At 43.3% G+C, this 17,204-nt stretch carries 18 protein-coding genes; 6 read left to right on the top strand and 12 right to left on the bottom strand.

Annotated elements, in window-relative coordinates; genetic code table 11:
• Positions 1-831, top strand: coding sequence for a sulfurtransferase (locus tag G6047_RS12305; RefSeq protein WP_169527928.1), 831 nt, complete (start codon positions 1-3; stop codon positions 829-831).
• On the opposite strand, the gene G6047_RS12300 is transcribed toward G6047_RS12305, so the two are convergent.
• From G6047_RS12300 to pyrR, 9 genes are all read right to left on the bottom strand, one after another.
• A complete protein-coding gene (locus G6047_RS12300) occupies positions 719-2,068 on the bottom strand; it encodes a Y-family DNA polymerase (RefSeq protein ID WP_169527927.1) in 1,350 nt (449 codons plus the stop codon). The two genes, G6047_RS12305 and G6047_RS12300, sit on opposite strands and share 113 nt — an antisense overlap.
• Before the next feature lies 1 nt (position 2,069).
• Positions 2,070-2,468 (bottom strand): LexA family protein, encoded by a 399-nt coding sequence (locus G6047_RS12295; protein ID WP_169527926.1) that lies wholly within the window; start codon positions 2,466-2,468, stop codon positions 2,070-2,072.
• Between the two features lie 182 nt (positions 2,469-2,650).
• Positions 2,651-3,151: a CAP domain-containing protein gene (locus G6047_RS12290; RefSeq protein ID WP_169527925.1), complete on the bottom strand. Its 501-nt coding sequence runs from the start codon at positions 3,149-3,151 to the stop codon at positions 2,651-2,653.
• A gap of 365 nt (positions 3,152-3,516) precedes the next feature.
• Entirely contained in the window at positions 3,517-4,158 is a 642-nt protein-coding gene (pdxH, locus tag G6047_RS12285; RefSeq protein ID WP_169527924.1) for a pyridoxamine 5'-phosphate oxidase, read from the bottom strand.
• 23 nt (positions 4,159-4,181) lie between these two features.
• Positions 4,182-5,087, bottom strand: a complete 906-nt coding sequence (locus G6047_RS12280; protein WP_169527923.1) for a ribonuclease Z — start codon at positions 5,085-5,087, stop codon at positions 4,182-4,184.
• A 24-nt stretch (positions 5,088-5,111) separates the two neighbouring features.
• Complete coding sequence (locus tag G6047_RS12275) at positions 5,112-5,750, bottom strand: hypothetical protein (RefSeq protein WP_169527922.1); 639 nt, start codon at positions 5,748-5,750, stop codon at positions 5,112-5,114.
• 30 nt (positions 5,751-5,780) lie between these two features.
• Positions 5,781-6,110, bottom strand: coding sequence for a ribonuclease Z (locus tag G6047_RS12270; protein ID WP_169527921.1), 330 nt, complete (start codon positions 6,108-6,110; stop codon positions 5,781-5,783).
• Positions 6,111-6,181: 71 nt separating this feature from the next.
• Positions 6,182-7,108 carry an aspartate carbamoyltransferase catalytic subunit gene (locus G6047_RS12265; RefSeq protein WP_169527920.1) on the bottom strand — a complete coding sequence of 309 codons (927 nt, stop codon included), beginning with the start codon at positions 7,106-7,108 and terminating at the stop codon, positions 6,182-6,184.
• A gap of 7 nt (positions 7,109-7,115) precedes the next feature.
• Positions 7,116-7,661: a bifunctional pyr operon transcriptional regulator/uracil phosphoribosyltransferase PyrR gene (gene pyrR, locus G6047_RS12260; protein ID WP_169527919.1), complete on the bottom strand. Its 546-nt coding sequence runs from the start codon at positions 7,659-7,661 to the stop codon at positions 7,116-7,118.
• A gap of 146 nt (positions 7,662-7,807) precedes the next feature.
• Here pyrR and G6047_RS12255 point away from each other — a divergent pair, with 146 nt between their 5' ends.
• The 4 genes from G6047_RS12255 to G6047_RS12240 all read left to right on the top strand — a co-directional run bounded on the left by G6047_RS12255 (position 7,808) and on the right by G6047_RS12240 (position 12,082).
• Positions 7,808-8,266: a response regulator gene (locus tag G6047_RS12255; protein WP_169527918.1), complete on the top strand. Its 459-nt coding sequence runs from the start codon at positions 7,808-7,810 to the stop codon at positions 8,264-8,266.
• Between the two features lie 7 nt (positions 8,267-8,273).
• Positions 8,274-9,701, top strand: a complete 1,428-nt coding sequence (locus tag G6047_RS12250; RefSeq protein ID WP_169527917.1) for a sensor histidine kinase — start codon at positions 8,274-8,276, stop codon at positions 9,699-9,701.
• Positions 9,702-9,782: 81 nt separating this feature from the next.
• Positions 9,783-9,950, top strand: coding sequence for a hypothetical protein (locus G6047_RS12245; protein ID WP_169527916.1), 168 nt, complete (start codon positions 9,783-9,785; stop codon positions 9,948-9,950).
• Positions 9,951-10,099: 149 nt separating this feature from the next.
• Positions 10,100-12,082, top strand: coding sequence for a M48 family metallopeptidase (locus G6047_RS12240; RefSeq protein WP_169527915.1), 1,983 nt, complete (start codon positions 10,100-10,102; stop codon positions 12,080-12,082).
• A gap of 31 nt (positions 12,083-12,113) precedes the next feature.
• Here G6047_RS12240 and G6047_RS12235 read toward each other — a convergent pair whose 3' ends face one another.
• Complete coding sequence (locus G6047_RS12235) at positions 12,114-13,730, bottom strand: ABC-F family ATP-binding cassette domain-containing protein (RefSeq protein WP_169527914.1); 1,617 nt, start codon at positions 13,728-13,730, stop codon at positions 12,114-12,116.
• Positions 13,731-13,886: 156 nt separating this feature from the next.
• Here G6047_RS12235 and G6047_RS12230 point away from each other — a divergent pair, with 156 nt between their 5' ends.
• Positions 13,887-15,329, top strand: coding sequence for a TlpA family protein disulfide reductase (locus tag G6047_RS12230; protein ID WP_169527913.1), 1,443 nt, complete (start codon positions 13,887-13,889; stop codon positions 15,327-15,329).
• A gap of 48 nt (positions 15,330-15,377) precedes the next feature.
• Here the strand turns inward: G6047_RS12230 and fsa are convergent, their stop codons facing one another.
• Both fsa and G6047_RS12220 read right to left on the bottom strand, forming a co-directional pair.
• Positions 15,378-16,034, bottom strand: coding sequence for a fructose-6-phosphate aldolase (fsa, locus tag G6047_RS12225; protein ID WP_169527912.1), 657 nt, complete (start codon positions 16,032-16,034; stop codon positions 15,378-15,380).
• 116 nt (positions 16,035-16,150) lie between these two features.
• The gene (locus G6047_RS12220) at positions 16,151-16,951 is read right to left on the bottom strand and encodes an SDR family oxidoreductase (protein WP_169527911.1); all 801 of its coding nucleotides are present in this window, start codon (positions 16,949-16,951) and stop codon (positions 16,151-16,153) included.
• Positions 16,952-17,204 lie beyond the last annotated feature (253 nt).

The raw sequence follows: 17,204 nt of genomic DNA, 5'->3' as shown, positions 1-17,204 counted from the left end.
ATGACGCCATTGATTACTCCCGATGAATTACTGCTTCTTTACAAAAATGACGATGTAATCCTTGTCGATGTATCCAATTCTTCGGATGCGTTTGAAAATTATAAACGGAGCCATCTGGAGAAAGCTGTTTTTGTCGATGTGAATAAAGACCTTGCGACTGTCGGCGATCCGAAGTTTGGCGGAAGACATCCGTTGCCGTCTATCAAGCATTTTCTAAAGGCGATTTCAAACATTGGAATCAGCGAACGAAGCCATGTCGTAATCTATGACAATCACTGCGGAGCCAATGCGGCGGCGCGTCTCTGGTGGATGCTGAGAGCCATAGGACACACCAAAGTCCAGGTTCTCGACGGCGGATTCCAAAATGCGATTGCAAAAGGTTTTCCAACGACAGATCATATAAACAAATCCACACCATCAAAAGATTACGAAAGCTCCGGCTGGAATTTACCTTTTGTCACGATTGACGCTGTCCGTAAAGCCATCCATGAAAAAAGCCATCTGCTCATCGACGTGCGTGAAAAGCAGCGATATGACGGAATCACCGAACCGATAGATCTGGTCGCCGGACATATTCCAACGGCTGTAAACATTCCGTTCAGGTCGAATCTGGATGAAGCCGGAAATTTCAGGAAGCCTGAGGATTTGCGTGATTTGTACCGCAACATGATTGGTGATAAAAAATCACCTGAAGTCATTGTGTACTGCGGTTCGGGTGTCACGGCCTGTCATACGCTGCTGGCATTTGAAGTGGCTGGTTTACCGGTTCCGAATCTATATGTAGGGTCGTGGAGTGAATGGTCACGGAATCATCCGCCTTCACCTGGATAGCCTGGGCGAGTTGTGTCGTGTATAAGGCTGACAACATATTGCGGTTCATTTTCCATTTGCGCTTCAGATCATTCCGGCCGTACTTTATCTTTTCCCCTATTTTATGATTCACCCGGTCGATGACTTCCATCAAAACTTTATGGTTTGGGTTTTCATATTCGAACATATGGAGCTGCTGTGATTCGTCTTTTGAAATCTCCATCAATACCACACCAGCCTTTTTATAGTGATGCCCTTGTTTGTATATCACTTTGAGTGCCCTTTGTGCCCATTTGCTTATTTCGAGTGTCGATGATGTGGGATACGGAAACCTAATCGAAAAAGCGCCGTTGTACTGGGACAGGTCTTTACGGTGGCGGTTGCTCAGGATAAAAACATGGACGGCCTGGCAATTGCTTTTCTGTTTCCTGAGTTTGACTGCGGCACTGGCAACATAGGTGCTGATGCGTTCCTGCATTTCTTCTTCGTCGCAAATCATCTTGTCGAAACTGCGCGTACAGGCGATATGCTTTTTGTCTTTTATCTCGTCACTCTGTGTTGCCGGTTTGCCTTCGAGATCATATTTCAACCGAAGCCCGATTACGGAAAGATGCCTTCGGACATAATCGTCAGACAACTGGGTGAAATCATAAGCCGTACGGATTCCAATGGAAGTCAACCGTTTGTAATTCTTCCGGCCGATTCCCCAAATGTCTCCGATGCCTGCCCATTTGAGTGCTTTGATACGTTTTTCCTCTGAATCCATGATGTAATAATTACCGGTGCGGTCCGGAAATTTCCTCGCGATTTTGTTGGCCAGCTTTGACAACGCGCGCGTCGGTGCAAAACCTATCGATACCGGAACGCCGACTCCTTTCAATATGCGTTTGTGGATGGCCGTACCGATTTGGTCGAAATCGAAATTTTCAAAACCTTCGAATTTGAGGAAAGCCTCATCGATACTGTATATTTCGACTTCCGGACTGAATTCCCGAAGCAGGTTCATGACGCGATTGCTCATGTCGCCGTACAGCGTATAATTGGACGAGCGGACAAAAACATTATGCTGCCGGATGATATCCTGAACTTGGTAATATGGCGCTCCCATCTTTATTCCCAAAGCCTTCGCTTCATCGGATCTTGAGATGATGCACCCGTCGTTATTCGACAAGACAATCACGGGCTTGCCTTTGAGTTCCGGCTGGAAAACACGTTCGAATGAAACGAATGAATTATTGCAGTCGATCAATGCATACATGCTATTTTCTTTTCCGGTGATATTTTAAAGTGTGGGTTACGATGCCCCAAACTTCAAAATCAGCATCTTTTGGAATTGGTATCGGCTTGAACTGGTTATTCTCCGGAAGCAGCCATAAACTGTCTTTTTCTACTTTGAGTCGTTTTAAAGTGAATTCACCATTAAGGACACAAACAGCGATATCATGGTCTGCGGGCTCGATTCCTTTATCGACCACTACAATATCGCCATGGTCTATACCCGCATCTTTCATGGATGTACCTGTTACCCGCACACAAAATTTTGTAAACGGAGCATTTCCAAATACTTCCGTGTCGAGGCTTATCGTCTGTTCACAGTAATCGTCTGCCGGGCTGGGAAATCCTGCGGAAACACCATCTGGAAAAAAAGGAATGTCCATTTGTCAAATGTATTTCATGTATGGAATTTTTCCAAATTAAATATGGATTATTTCCAACAAACTCAAAACACCTTCCGATCTATCGAACTTCCCATCTTTTGAACTAATAAAAAACAAAAAAGGCCGCGATATCTCGCAGCCTCTTTGTCAAAACAAAAACAAAATTTAATTCAACTCACTCTTTACTTTTTCACGAATATGTTCGTGTAATATTTTTTGCCGGTGGCAGGGTCTACCGTAATCGAGATACCGAAGTGAGTGAAATTGCCTTCGATGTTCGCTTTGTGACCCGGGCTGTTCAGCCAGGCATTCAATGCACCGGATGGAGCCTGATAATTGTAAGCAATGTTTTCGTTTACCTTTACGGCACCAAGTACTTCCATGATGTTGTGGGCGCGCTCCTCGAATTGGTCGTGGTTTACAACCTGGTTTGCGATCATGTATTCGTTGTGCTCTTCAGATTTAAAGGAAACATGGTTGATGAGTTCCAAACGGTTCAACCCGATACTCTCACGGTAATCGTTGATTTCCGTAGCCAGTTCGGTTTCAAGGTCGTTGTAAGCGTAGTTGGTAACCAATGTGCGCTCTTCTGCATTCAGCTCTTCGGCCGAATCAGACGTACAAGAGTTCATAGTGAACACCAAAGTGCACAGCAAGACTGATTTGAATAGAAATGTTTTCATCGCATTAGTAGGTTTTGCAAAGTCCTGATTTGGGGAAAAAGGGCTTTAGTTTGTTGAATTTCCAAACTGGCATGTGGGGCAAACCAGTTCAGGTTGTTTTGACTTTTTGATATCCGGGTTACATTTGGGGCGGTAACCTTTCAATCTGGGTAATCGTAAGAACGTCTTTGTTTTTGTTGAGACAATATTACGGCAAATGTCGGTGAAATGACAAATAAAATCGATGAAATACACATATTTGTATTTTTATTAAATATTTTTCTTACAAAATGATGTTTTAAGCAATAAAAAGTCTTCAGCGGAAACTGAAGACTTCTTCTTTGTTTGTGTTATTTATTGTAACTGTGTGTCCAACTAATAAATACTTAAGGTTGTAATCGAATCTGTTTCCAATCACCATCTTCAATGACATACAAAATACGATCGTGCATCCTGTTAGCCCTGCCCTGCCAGAATTCCATGCTTTCCGGTTGTACCTTATAGCCGCCCCAATATTCTGGTTTCGGAATCTGGCGGCCTTCGAATTCACTTTCGAGTGTTTTGAGCCGGTCGTCAAGTTTATGTCGTGATTCCACCGGAAGGCTTTGGTTCGATGCCAACGCGCCTAACTGGCTGCCGCGCGGACGTGAATGGAAATAGGCTTCAGATTCCGCGTCATCAATTTTAGAAACGCTTCCTTTTATAATAACCTGACGTTCCATCGAAGGCCAGAAAAATGACAAACAGACTTTTGGTTCAAGTTCCATGGCTTGTCCTTTCTCCGATTCATAATTCGAAAAGAATACAAATCCGGAATCGTCGAAACTCTTTAAAAGAACCACACGTGCTTTGGGATAACCGTCAATGCCGATCGTGCTCAATGTCATCGCGTTTATTTCAGGTTCTTTTCCAAAATCGCGCAACTCATTGAACCATTTGGCAAACAGCTCAAAAGGAAATTCAGGTAAACCTGCGTCAGATAATTCGCTTTTTTCGTAGGATTGGCGCAGGTGGGAAAGATCTTCCATTGTTAATTATTAATTGTGTTAATTCACCATTCAAAACTCAACCCATCATCGGCAAGCAAAACATTCTCAAAAACGGTCTGTGCTTCTTCTTTGAAAAGCGTTATCGAATCATATCGGGTGGAATAATGTCCAAGTATAAGCTGACCCACGTTGGCTTCTTTGGCGATAGTGGCTGCCTGTATCGCTGTAGAATGCATGGTCTTTTGGGCCAGTTCGGCTTCGCTTTGCAAAAAAGTCGACTCGTGGTACAGGGAATCTACTTCCTTTATATAAGGTATGATGGTTTCGGTAAATACGGTATCGGAACAAAAAGCGTAACTCTTTGGCTTATCGGGTTCAAATGTCAATTCTTCATTCGGAATCGTCCTTCCATCGTCGAGCGTAATATCTTTCCCTAAAACAATATTGCGGTAATACAATTTTTCGATTCCGTACTTTTCCACGCCTTCAGGGTTCAATCGTTTCAGACCGGCTTTCTCCTGAAATAAATACCCCATGGTGTAAATACGATGCACCAACGGAATTGTCGAAACAATCACCTTATCATCTTCATACACCACGATGCTTTCCTTATTGTCGTTTTCGTGGAAATACAGATTATAGCCCGTAAATGAATTCGAAAGCCGCAATTGCAACAAAATGATTTCCTTGATTCCTCTTGGGCCATGTATGTGCAAATCTGCAACGCGGCCCAACAACATGAACGTGGAAACCAAACCTACAAGCCCGTACAAATGGTCGCCATGCAAATGGGAAATAAATATATGTTCGATTTTGGAAAACTTGATTTTATTCTTTCGCAGCGCCACTTGTGTTCCTTCTCCGCAATCGATAAGGAAGATACGGTTTTTCACTTCAAGTACCTGTGAAGTCGGGTTGGTGAAGGTTCGCGGAGTTGCGGCATAACAGCCGAGGATGGTAAGCTTCAAAGAAAATACAAGATTTAAAACAAATTATTTTTGCGGACAGGCCGTATCATAAATGTCAACAAACTCACCGAATCTGGATACAGGAAGATCGGCTTGTTTTAGTTTCTCTATGAATTCAGGACAAATCTCCTTATAATTTTCGTGTATCACGGCATATGTACTCATCCCTGTCATAAAGTCAAGGTCGTATCTGTGGTCACCTATCGAGAATGCGAAATCGTCACCTTCGCGTTGCAGGAAATATTTATCGCCTCCGAATTGTTGCGAACTTATGCCTCCACTTGCCCGGCCCATAGTGGTAGTACCTTTGAAATGCGCGATATAGATTGCAATCCTATTCTTTTTTACAATCTTCAAAAATGATTTTTCTTCGTTTATCTTAAATCCGTCGCGAAGATTTCGATTACGCGCGGTTTTAAGCGTAATGAATTTTTCTGTTTGGCCTTCACGGTTCGTTATCTCGAATTCTTTTACGGTTTCGACTTTTAGCTTTTCGACCGAAGCTTTTTCTGTAGACCTGAATTTTAATTTGGAATCCTGAAATTCCGGAATCTCAATAAATCCTGATTTTACAGAACCGTCATTGAGTGTAACAGTTCCTGGATTATACTGTGCAAATGCAATCACCGGGAAAAGGAAAATCAAAAGAACTAAATTCTTCATTTGTTAGATGTTTTAATTGGTTGATACGGATTAGATTCCCAAATCGCGTTCTATTTCTTCCAGTTCAATTACGTCATGCGCTTCCTGGATTGTAGGAACGAGTGCCAATTTCGCAGAGGTAGCATTGAAATCGGTATCGGTAACCACCACAAAAGACTTTTTGGTTTTGCGGTGCGAATTCGACAGAGGCAAAAATGAATTGGCCTGTTTTACCGTGATACGTCCGTGCGAACTTACATCTATAATTACATGGTATTTTTCGAATGTCTTGAATTCATGGGTGAGCTTCATGAGGAAATTGGTCAAATCACTCTGATTGTCACGAATGATACAGGTATTGTTGTGTGTCTCGACTTTCATAGCTGCGAAATTTGGTCTTTAACAAATATACAAAGATTGAATCCGCGTGCCGAAGCCAAAAAAGTGAAATCTTATTTAATTTTAGAAGCGAGCAGATAGACGACCGCCATTCTAATCGCAACACCGTTCTCAACCTGGTCGAGTATGACCGAATGCCCGGAATCTGCCACATCTGAAGTAATCTCGACACCTCTGTTGATCGGGCCCGGATGCATGATCACAATCTCTTTATTTAGTGAATCGAGAAGTTGTTTGTCCAATCCGTATTGCTTTACATATTCGCGTGTGGATGGAAAGTAGCTGTAATCGAGCCGTTCGTTTTGTACCCGGAGCATATTGGCGACATCGGCCCATTCGAGGGCTTTTCTGAGGTTCGGTTCGACGGAAATGCCGAGTTCGTTTATATAACGCGGAATCAGCGTATTCGGCCCGCAAACTTTTACTTCGGCTCCCTGCATCTGCAATGCATAGATATTGGAAAGTGCAACCCGCGAGTGTAAAATATCGCCGACAATAACAACCTTTTTACCGGCAACATCACCCAGTTTTTCCCGGATGGTGAACGAATCCAGAAGCGCCTGAGTCGGGTGTTCGTGAGCGCCGTCGCCGGCATTGATAATGCTCGCCTTTACATTCTGCGATAAAAAGTAAGCCGCACCAGGGCTTGAATGACGCATGACGACCATATCGACCTTCATGGCCAGTATGTTATTCACCGTGTCAATCAGCGTTTCCCCTTTTTTGACGGATGATTGGGCCGCCGAAAAACTCACTACATCTGCCGAAAGCCTCTTCTGGGCGAGTTCGAACGACAATCTGGTACGGGTGCTGTTCTCGAAAAAGATATTGGCAATAGTGACGTCACGCAACGACGGAACTTTTTTGATCGGTCGGTTAATGACTTCCTTGAAATGGTCAGCGGTCTCGAAAATGAGGTCAATATCGGCTTTGTTGATGTATTTGATGCCAAGCAGATGATTTACGCTGAGTTCGGCCATTTGGGGATTATGAATTTGAGTTGATTAAATAAACGGCATCTTCACCTTCGTTCTCCTTCCATTGTACGCGGACTTTATCATCGTTGATGGAATCGACCTGTCGTCCGCGATAATCGGGCTGAATGGGCAAGTCGCGACTGAAACGCCTGTCGACAAGCACACAAAGTTCGATGCCCTTGCTGCGCCCGAACGACTGGATTGCGGTCAATGCCGCCCTGATGCTTCTTCCGGTGTAAAGCACATCATCAATAAAGACGACCCGTTTGCCTTCTATGGAAAAATCGATACGTGTTTCGCTGGCTTCGAGCGGTTTGTCTTTTCGGCGGAAATCATCGCGGAAAAAGGTAATGTCGAGATATCCGATGACAATATCGCTGACACCATAATCTTCTTCGAGCAACGCTTTCAGCCGGTTAGCCAAAAAAGTACCTCTCGGCTGGATGCCAATCAATACTGTATTTTTAAAATCGAGGTGGTTTTCAATGAGCTGACACGCAAGGCGGTGCAAAATGATATTGACTTCTTTGGAAGTAAGCAATATTTTCTGGCTCATAGAGATGTGGTTTGCACGCCAAAGTTACACGATTTTTGCGAGTGGAAAAATAACATCGGGCTAATTATTTACTAACCTGTCTTGTTCTGTTTTTTTGGACAGATAAGGTTTTATTCGCTACATTAGCACATCAAAAGCTTTTTGCTATGAAAGCGAATGTCCCCCATATCAAACGAAGTATCTTTTTATCTGATGACGATTCGGACGATTGCACCCTGTTCTCCGAAGCTCTCATGGAAATTACCGGCGAAGCGAATCTGACGGTTTCAAATGACGGCGCCAGGCTCATGCAACTACTGGAAGATACGCCTCCTGCCCCGGAAATCATTTTCCTTGATTTGAATATGCCCCGCAAGAACGGCTTCGAATGCCTTCAGGAAATACGCCAGTCACCAAAACTTCGTGACATTCCCGTTGTAATATTTTCAACTTCAAGCAACTCAGATGTTGTGGAACGCATGTTTGAAGGTGGTGCCAATTTTTACATCACAAAACCTGCTTCCTACAACTTGTTAAAAAAGGCGATTGCCTATGTACTTTCACTGGACTCGCGTAAATTGCAGGTAAAGCCCCTTCGCGAACAATTCGTCATCAAGGTGGCCTGACGCGTACATGACATCATTCAAAAGCAGCAGGATACAATTAATCTTTATTATCGCGGCGGCACTTTTGCTGCTTCTTTCGGTGTTTTCCTATCTGCGGATAAATAATCTCACGAAGACTTCCGAATGGGTCAACCACACGACGTTGGTAAAACTCCAGCTCAATAACATTTATATTTCCACTTACGAAGCCGAAGCCGATTCACGTGGATTTGTACTGACCAAAGACCCCATCTATCTGGAACGGATGAGGCATAACCTGTTTGTGCTCGATTCCCAAAAAGTGTATTTACGCGAACTCATAAAGGATAATTTTTCCCAACGCCAGAACTTCCGGAAACTGGACAGCATCCTGAATAAGCGGGTCACTTTCATGAAAGATATCGTCAATGATTCACCTTTGGGAAAAATTCCAAAAGAGCGCTGGCTCAAAGGGCGAAAAATCATGATTGATTTGCGGAGTCACGTGAACCATATGGTTACAGAAGAAGACATGCAGTACAAACTCCGCAATAAAACCTTAGTGGAACAAACCGTCCTGACACCACTGTTTTCAATATTCCTGACCTTCCTTTCCCTGCTGATCCTTGTAACGTCTTACCTTATTATTTTTAGGGAACTGAGGATTTCAAATCAGTTAAAGACCGATCTGGAAAGCAGCCGGCAGCATTTGCTTGAATCCAACAAAAGCCTCCTCGAGAAAAACGCTTCCCTTGATGCCATGAACAAAGAACTGGAATCGTTCACTTACATTTCGAGCCACGATTTACAGGAGCCATTGCGTAAGATACAGACGTTCATAAGCCGGATTGGGGAAGATTCCGCCAATAGCTTTACCGAATCCAGCGCCAATTATCTCAATCGCACCCAGGAAGCGGCCCGCAGGATGCAAAACCTCATTCAGGACTTGCTCGCCTATTCACGCGTCAAGAAAGAAGTGTTCCTGTTCGAGAAATACAGCTTCAGGGAACTGGTCAATGAAGTGACGGAAGAACTCAGTGAAGAAATCGAATTGAATGCTTCTAAAATAACTACCGAAGGCAACGATGAGATCGAAGTGATTCCGGTGCAGTTCAGGCAATTGCTTATAAACCTGATCAGCAACGCCATTAAATTCAAGGCAGAAGGTGTCACTCCCAAAATTAAAGTGAGGCACGAAATTGTTGACCATGTCAGTTTAAACGATGAGACACAATACGGAACCTTTTCAAAAATGACAGTAAGCGATAACGGAATCGGGATAGAACCTCAATACCAAAAACGAATCTTCGAAGTGTTTCAGCGACTACATACCAAAGAAGAATATTCCGGAACCGGTGTCGGCCTGGCCATTGTAAAGAAAATCATCGAAAACCACAACGGTTTCATCGATATCGAAAGCAAACCCGGAAAAGGCTCGAGTTTCATAGTATATTGGCCAATAACTTTAGCAGGATAAATTTTACAAATAACCAAAGGAATGCTGTAAGTGACAACATCTGGTTTTGGCCGAATTTTACAAAAACAAAAACCAGGAATCATGAAACGCCAGTACTTTATTTATCCGCTTCTTTTACTTTTAGTATTAACACTCAACAGTTGCGAACTCATTGGGGATATTTTTCAGGCCGGCGTTGGTGTCGGGATATTCCTTGTCGTAGCTGTGATTGCAGTGATTATCTGGATCATATCGCGGTTCAGGAAATAATCCGTAAGCAAAATCATATCAAAGGCCGTCTGTAATGGACGGTCTTTTTTATGCTATGACTTAAATGGTATATTTGGGGAAACCTGAGGACAAATATGATAAAAGTGCCGCTTTCCCCAGCCTTTCGCACAAAGGCGACAATCGCCGTAATGCTGGTAATTCTTTTTGCTATTATATACCTGATTCTTCTTGTGATGGCAATTGCCTGTTTTGCAGCACTGGGTTATGTAGCCCTAATGCTTATAATCAGTAAGCCGATGTTCGCCACTTTAGCACTTGGCATAGGACTTTTTGCTTCGGGCGGATTTATTGTGTACTATATGATAAAATTTCTGTTCAGTTCATCTGAGAGACAAGAACTCAATATGATTGAACTCAATCTCGACGAAGAACCCGAACTCAAAAACGTGATTCTTGACCTGACTCAAAGCATCGGTACAAAATTTCCCAAAAAAGTATTGCTGTCTTATAATGTAAATGCTTCGGTATTTTATACTTCCTCTTTTTGGAGCATGTTTTTTCCGGTGCGTAAGAACCTCAATATAGGTCTCGGATTGGTCAACGGAGTCACCGTGAGCGAATTCAAAGGAATTCTCGCCCACGAATTCGGGCACTTTTCCCAACGTTCGATGGCTGTCGGCTCTTATGTCCATAATGTCAATAAAGTCATCCATAACCTGTTGTATGACAACGAGAGCTACAACAATACAATCGCTTCGTGGTCAAACGCCAGTATTTATTTCAAACTAGTGAACTGGCTCGCTTTCGTGTTCAATTCAGGGGTGCAGTTTGTATTGAGGCAGATGTATTCCCAGGTCAATAAAGGAAACCTCGCCCTTTCACGCGAAATGGAATTCCATGCCGATGCCGTTGGCGCGACATATGTGGGTACAAAACCAATGATTGATTCGTTGCTTCGGATGAATCTGGTTTCCGATAGCCTGGATCAGGTTGTCGATTATTACAACGGTCAGATTCGCAACGGGATCAAGCCAGACAATATCTTCAGCAGACAAACCATAGCCATGAATCTGATGGCACAAAGGCTAAAGCTTCCGCTTGAAAATAATTTTCCCTATGTGTCCGCAGAAAAGGCAGCGGCCGGTGTCAAATCTTACATCAGGGTTAAAGATTTGTGGGCTTCGCATCCGTCAGATGAAGATCGGATTCTCTCATATAAAAGTGGAAATTATATGGAAATACCTGCTGATTGCCGTCCGGCCGGAATCTTATTCTCCAATCTAAAAAAGACCCAGGAAGAAGCGACAGCATTTCTGTATCGCGATGTTACATTTGAAAATGAGCCTGTTTTTGATTCCGGGGCCGATTTTGAAGCATCGTTTACCAAAGAAATCAATGACTTTCCGGAATGCTTCAACGGATATTATGACAATCACAACCCGTTGCATCTCGATTTGGATGCTACAGATGCTTCGGATCCGGAAAACGTCACTTATTTTGGAACCAGTCAAGTTGCATTGCTTTCTGAACTGGCTACACTTCAAAACGACCTTAACTTTCTGGAATACATGACCCAAAATCCTGCGGCATATAGAAATTTCGAGTATGAAAGTGGTCGGTATTCGTCTGACAAAGCTTCACTCGTAGCTGAAATTCTCGCTAAAAAAATGGCCGAAACGGTGAAACAAATACAGCAAAACGACAAAGACATCTATGCTTTTTTCCGCCGGCTGGCATCAGAAAAAGACAGAAAAGATGAATTCAGGAAAGCCTACGATTCCTTTTATAAAATGGATGCGGAATTTGATCGTCTTGCCAAAAAGTATACTGAAATGCATGAGGAATTCGAATTCGCGTATCAGAACAACCAACCTGAATTGATACATGCAAAACTGAACAGGTTCTATCATATAGAGGATTCTTTTTGTGATGAGCTTTCCCATCTGATGAAATCCGCAGCCTATAAAGCAGCCATTACAGACGAAGCCACGAATGCATTCAATGCTTATATTTCAGACAGGCCGCGTTATTTCACAAACGACAAATACAACCATGAGGCAATCAATCAAAAGGCAATCGTCCTCAATTTATATATGGCGGTGCTGCAGAGGGCTTATGTGCAAAACAAAAAAAAGCTACTTGGATTAAAGGCCGAATTGATGTCTTCATAAACAAAAATCCCGGCTACTGACCGGGATTTTTTTATTCATACATCGATTTGCGAAGTTCCTTTATTTTAGGATCGTCGAGATAATCGTCAAAAGTCATATAACGGTCAATGACTCCTTTTGGCGTGAGTTCCAGCACACGATTGGCGACTGTCTGTGCGAATTCGTGGTCATGCGTACTGAAAAGTACCGAGCCTTTGAAATTCTTGAGCGAGTTGTTGAAAGCCGTGATCGATTCCAAATCCAAATGGTTTGTCGGTTCGTCGAGCATCAGGACATTCGCGCGCTGCATCATCATTCTGGATGTCATGCAACGTACTTTTTCACCTCCTGATAATACACGGGCAGATTTAAGCGCTTCTTCTCCGGAGAAAATCATCTTCCCTAAAAATCCGCGTACATATACTTCATCGCGTTCTTCTTCGGTCTTGACCCATTGACGCAACCAATCGACAAGGTTCAGATCGACTTCAAAGAATTCATGGTTGTCAAGCGGAAGATAAGCCTGCGTAGTTGTAATTCCCCAATCGAAAGTTCCGGCATCGGCTTCCTGCCTGCCATTGATGATTTCATAAAAAGCGGTGGTAGCACGTGAATCTTTTGAAAAAACTACGATTTTATCACCTTTGGCCATATTCAGGTCGACTTTGGTGAACAAGGTTTCACCATCGATTGAAGCGGCAAGGTTCTGGACGTTCAGGATCTGGTCGCCTGCTTCGCGTTCCTGATCGAAGATGATGGCAGGATAACGACGGCTCGACGGCTTGATATCGGCGATGTTCAATTTGTCGATCATCTTTTTACGCGATGTCGCCTGTTTGGATTTGGCTACGTTGGCAGAAAAACGACGGATGAATTCTTCGAGTTCCGCTTTTTTCTCCTCGGCCTTCTTGTTCTGCTGGGCACGTTGCTTGGCAGCCAATTGGCTCGATTCGTACCAGAACGTATAATTTCCTGAATAATGATTGATTTTTCCAAAGTCGATATCGGAAATATGCGTACACACTGAATCCAAAAAGTGACGGTCGTGGGAAACCACAATCACTGTATTTTCATAATTGGCCAGAAAATTCTCGAGCCAGGTGATGGTCTCCAAATCGAGGTCGTTCGTCGGTTCATCCATGATCAGTACATCGGGGCTTCCGAAAAGCGCCTGGGCCAAGAGCACACGTACTTTGAGTTTTCCGTCCAAATCTGCCATCATAGTGTAATGATGCTCCGCTCCTATTCCAAGGTTCGATAACATCGTGGCGGCATCTGAATCGGCATTCCATCCATTCATTTCCTCAAACTGGACCTGAAGTTCACCAATTCTGTCGGCATTTTTGTCATCGTAATCGGCATACAACGCATCCATTTCGGCCTTGACCTTATGGAGCATTTTGTTCCCCATGATCACGGTTTCCAGAACGGTGTGCTCATCGAACATGTTGTGGTTCTGGTTCAGGACGGACATCCGTTTGCCCGGTTCAAGGAAAACATGGCCCGAAGTCGGATCGAATTCGCCTGACAATATTTTTAAAAAAGTGGATTTACCGGCGCCGTTGGCTCCAATGACACCATAAATGTTCCCATCGGAAAAGACGGTATTCACTTCGTCAAACAAAATGCGCTTGCCGAATTGTACCGATAAATTATTTACTGTAAGCATGAAAAGTTGGTTTAAATCAGGGCGCAAAAGTAACAATAAAATCCAGTAGTAGGAAATGATGCCGCAATCCGATATTTTAGCCTTTTACATTTAACGATGCCTTAACACAATGGCTTACGCTTTGCCGATATTTTTGTGACCTATCCCCTATGAGAAATGATTGAAATGAGAGCCATGCGAACCGTTGTGTTGCTGGCCGGGTTGCTGCCGCTTCTCGGTTCTTGCCACAAAGAATTTGGCAGAAATGATTACAGGGCCTATTTTGGTGGCGAAGTGGTAAACCCTCAGAACCGCTATGTACTTTTCTGTAAGGATGGTGATGTGTTGGATACCATTCCGCTTAAAGCCAACAATACTTTTTTTATAGCTTTTGATTCACTTACGCCCGGGCTTTACAGTTTCAGGCATGATCCGGAATATCAATATGTGTATTTCGATAAGAACGACAGTTTGATGGTACGTGTCAATTCACGTGACTTCGATCAATCGGTGGTTTGGTGCGGACGAGGCGACCAGAAAAACAACTTTCTCATGGAGCAATACCTGAGAAACGAAGCGGACAAAGACAGCCTTTTTGAAAACTTCGATCTTGGCCTGGCCGATTTTACAAAGAGGATTGACGCCAGCCACAATTCCGACGAGAAATTCTATGAAAAGAAAAAAGAGAAAATCAAATGGAGCGACGGTTTTGACAAATATGCCAAAGCTGCCATGGATTATCACTATTACGCCAAGAAGGAAATTTATCCGAACGTTCACCGCTTGCGTACCGGAAATGATGTGATAGAACAGCTTCCGAAAGATTTTTATGATTACAGGCAGCATTTGGACCTGAACGACAGCTTGCTTTCCGGCTTCTCGCCTTATGTGAATTACCTGACACATATGATCAACAATATGTCGTCTATTACGTATCACAATCATTTTTCGCAGGAAGACTTGGCGCTAAAGACTAATTTGAACAAACTACAGGTCGCCGATTCCCTTATAAAAAATGAAAAGGTACGGAATATCGTCCTGAACAATATCGCTTTCTCCTATCTGCTCGAAGACCAACGCATGGAAAACAACCAGAAATTCCTGGATATGTTCCATAAGTTTTCTACCGATGACATCCGAAAGAACGAAATCACCAAAATCGGGAACGCCATCCAATTGCTTAAGCCCGGAAACCATTTACCGGTTGTAAACCTTACCGATGCTTCGGGTAATGATATCAGTTCCGATTCATTCACCGGAAAACCGACGGTTATATTCTTCTGGACCGAAAAACTCAGTTCCCACTTTTTCGCAGTGCATCAAAAAGCGGTCGATATGATGAAAAAACATCCGGAACTAAGGTTCGTAGCGATCAACGTCGATATGAACAAAGACAAATGGGTCGAAAATCTGGCCAAACTCAAAGCCACCGGAATTGCCGAATATTCCACGCGGGATTTTCAGGATTTGAGGAACAGATGGGCCATAACAAAAATCCACCGCACCATAATCCTCGACAAAGACGGGCGCATCAAAAACGCCTTCACCAACCTGTTCGATTCGGAATTTGAAAAAGAACTCAATGAACCGGCTCACGTAGGGCTTATCTCAATGAAATAAAAAAGGATCGGGTAATACCGATCCTTTTTGTTTATTCGAAGTTTCCTATTAACTGTTTCCTTTGGCATAATCAGCAAGAAACTGAGCCAATCCGCTGTCAGTAAGTGGATGCTTCAATAATCCGAGGATTGCAGATAGCGGTCCGGTCATGACATCGGCACCAATCTTGGCACAGTTCACAATGTGCATGGTGTGACGCACGGAAGCGGCAAGGATTTGAGTTTCGTATCCGTAGTTATCATAAATCTCACGGATTTCCTGGATCAGGTTCAAACCATCTGTAGAAATATCATCAAGGCGACCGATGAACGGCGATACATAAGTAGCTCCGGCTTTAGCGGCAAGAAGTGCTTGTCCCGGTGAAAATACCAACGTAACATTGGTACGGATTCCTTTGTCGGTGAAATATTTACAGGCACGCACACCGTCACGCGTCATTGGAAGTTTCACGACAATCTGCTCGTGCAATTCAGCAAGTTCTTCACCTTCACGCACCATGCCTTCAAAATCCACTGCGTTTACTTCGGCACTCACATCACCTGCCACGATATTACAAATGTCTACATAATGTTTAAGGATATTATCTTTTCCGGTGATGCCTTCCTTGGCCATTAGCGACGGGTTTGTAGTTACGCCATCCAATACGCCAAGTTGTTCCGCTTCGCCAATTTCTTTAAGGTTTGCTGTGTCAATGAAGAATTTCATATTGTTCTTTTTAATTGTGATTTAGTATTCCGAAGACAAATTTACGCTTTTCTGTCCTAATTTATCCAACGAAACTTAAATAAGTGTAAAAAACACACATTAAATTATTGATTCGGTTAGAGTTTATAATGATTCATCAGGATTCGTTCATAAACCTTGTCTGGCAATATCCTTTTGAGTACAATCGAAAGGCGCGACATAAAAGGCCCGACCTTGTAATGTATCTTGGGTTTATGCTGATTGATAATAGCGGAAACGGCTTGGGCAACCAAAATCGGGTCGTCGCCTGCATTGACCTGTGAGTTGATCAAATCGATGGTTCGTCCATAAACTTCGGCATAAGCAGATTCTGCAGATTGAGGTGCATAATACCGTCCATCAGCAATATTCGTGGCAAATTCGCCAGGGGCAAGGCAACTGATATCGATTCCGAATGATTTAACTTCCATACGGATGCCTTCGCTTAGCAGTTCCAAAGCGCCTTTTCCGGCGGAATAAACTGACCTGAATGGCAAACCCGTATAACCGGCTATAGATGTGATGTTGATGATTTGACCTGACTTTTGCAGACGCATTTGCGGAAGTACGGCTTTCATGACTTCGATTGGGCCGTATAGGTTCACTTCAAAATGATTGCGGATTTCATCGGTCGGGATTTCTTCGAGCGGCCCCAGAATTCCGACACCGGCATTGTTGACCAGGACGTCTATTCCTCCTGTTTTGGAAATGACTTCTGCTACACAGGCATTGATACCGGATACATCGCGCACATCCATGGCAATCAGCGGAAACTTTGAATCGGGGTATTTTGACGGATTACGACTGGTTCCAAAAACAGAATGTCCTTTTGTGAGCAGATACTCCCCTATGGATTTTCCGAGTCCGGATGAAGCGCCGGTGATGAGTACTACTTTCATGTTTGTCATATGGAAGGCAAAGAACGAAAAAAGCCGCGATTTAAAAATCACATTTTAACAATTGATACATTTTTTATGTATCCATCGTATCGGAAAAATATGGAAATTACCTTCAGGGAAGGGGCCGGTGTTTATCCCTAAAAAAAATACCCATTGTATTGGTACAGAAAAAATGTACTTTTTGTTAAAGTTTGCTGGTGGATAACGTTGTGAAATGTTTTTGAATTTGAATTTCACTACAGCCTGACGTTGC

It is taken from the genome of Flavobacterium silvaticum (genome assembly GCF_012911565.1).
Classification (GTDB): Bacteria; Bacteroidota; Bacteroidia; order Flavobacteriales; family Flavobacteriaceae; genus Flavobacterium; species Flavobacterium silvaticum.
This window is presented reverse-complemented; position numbering and strand designations above follow the sequence as displayed.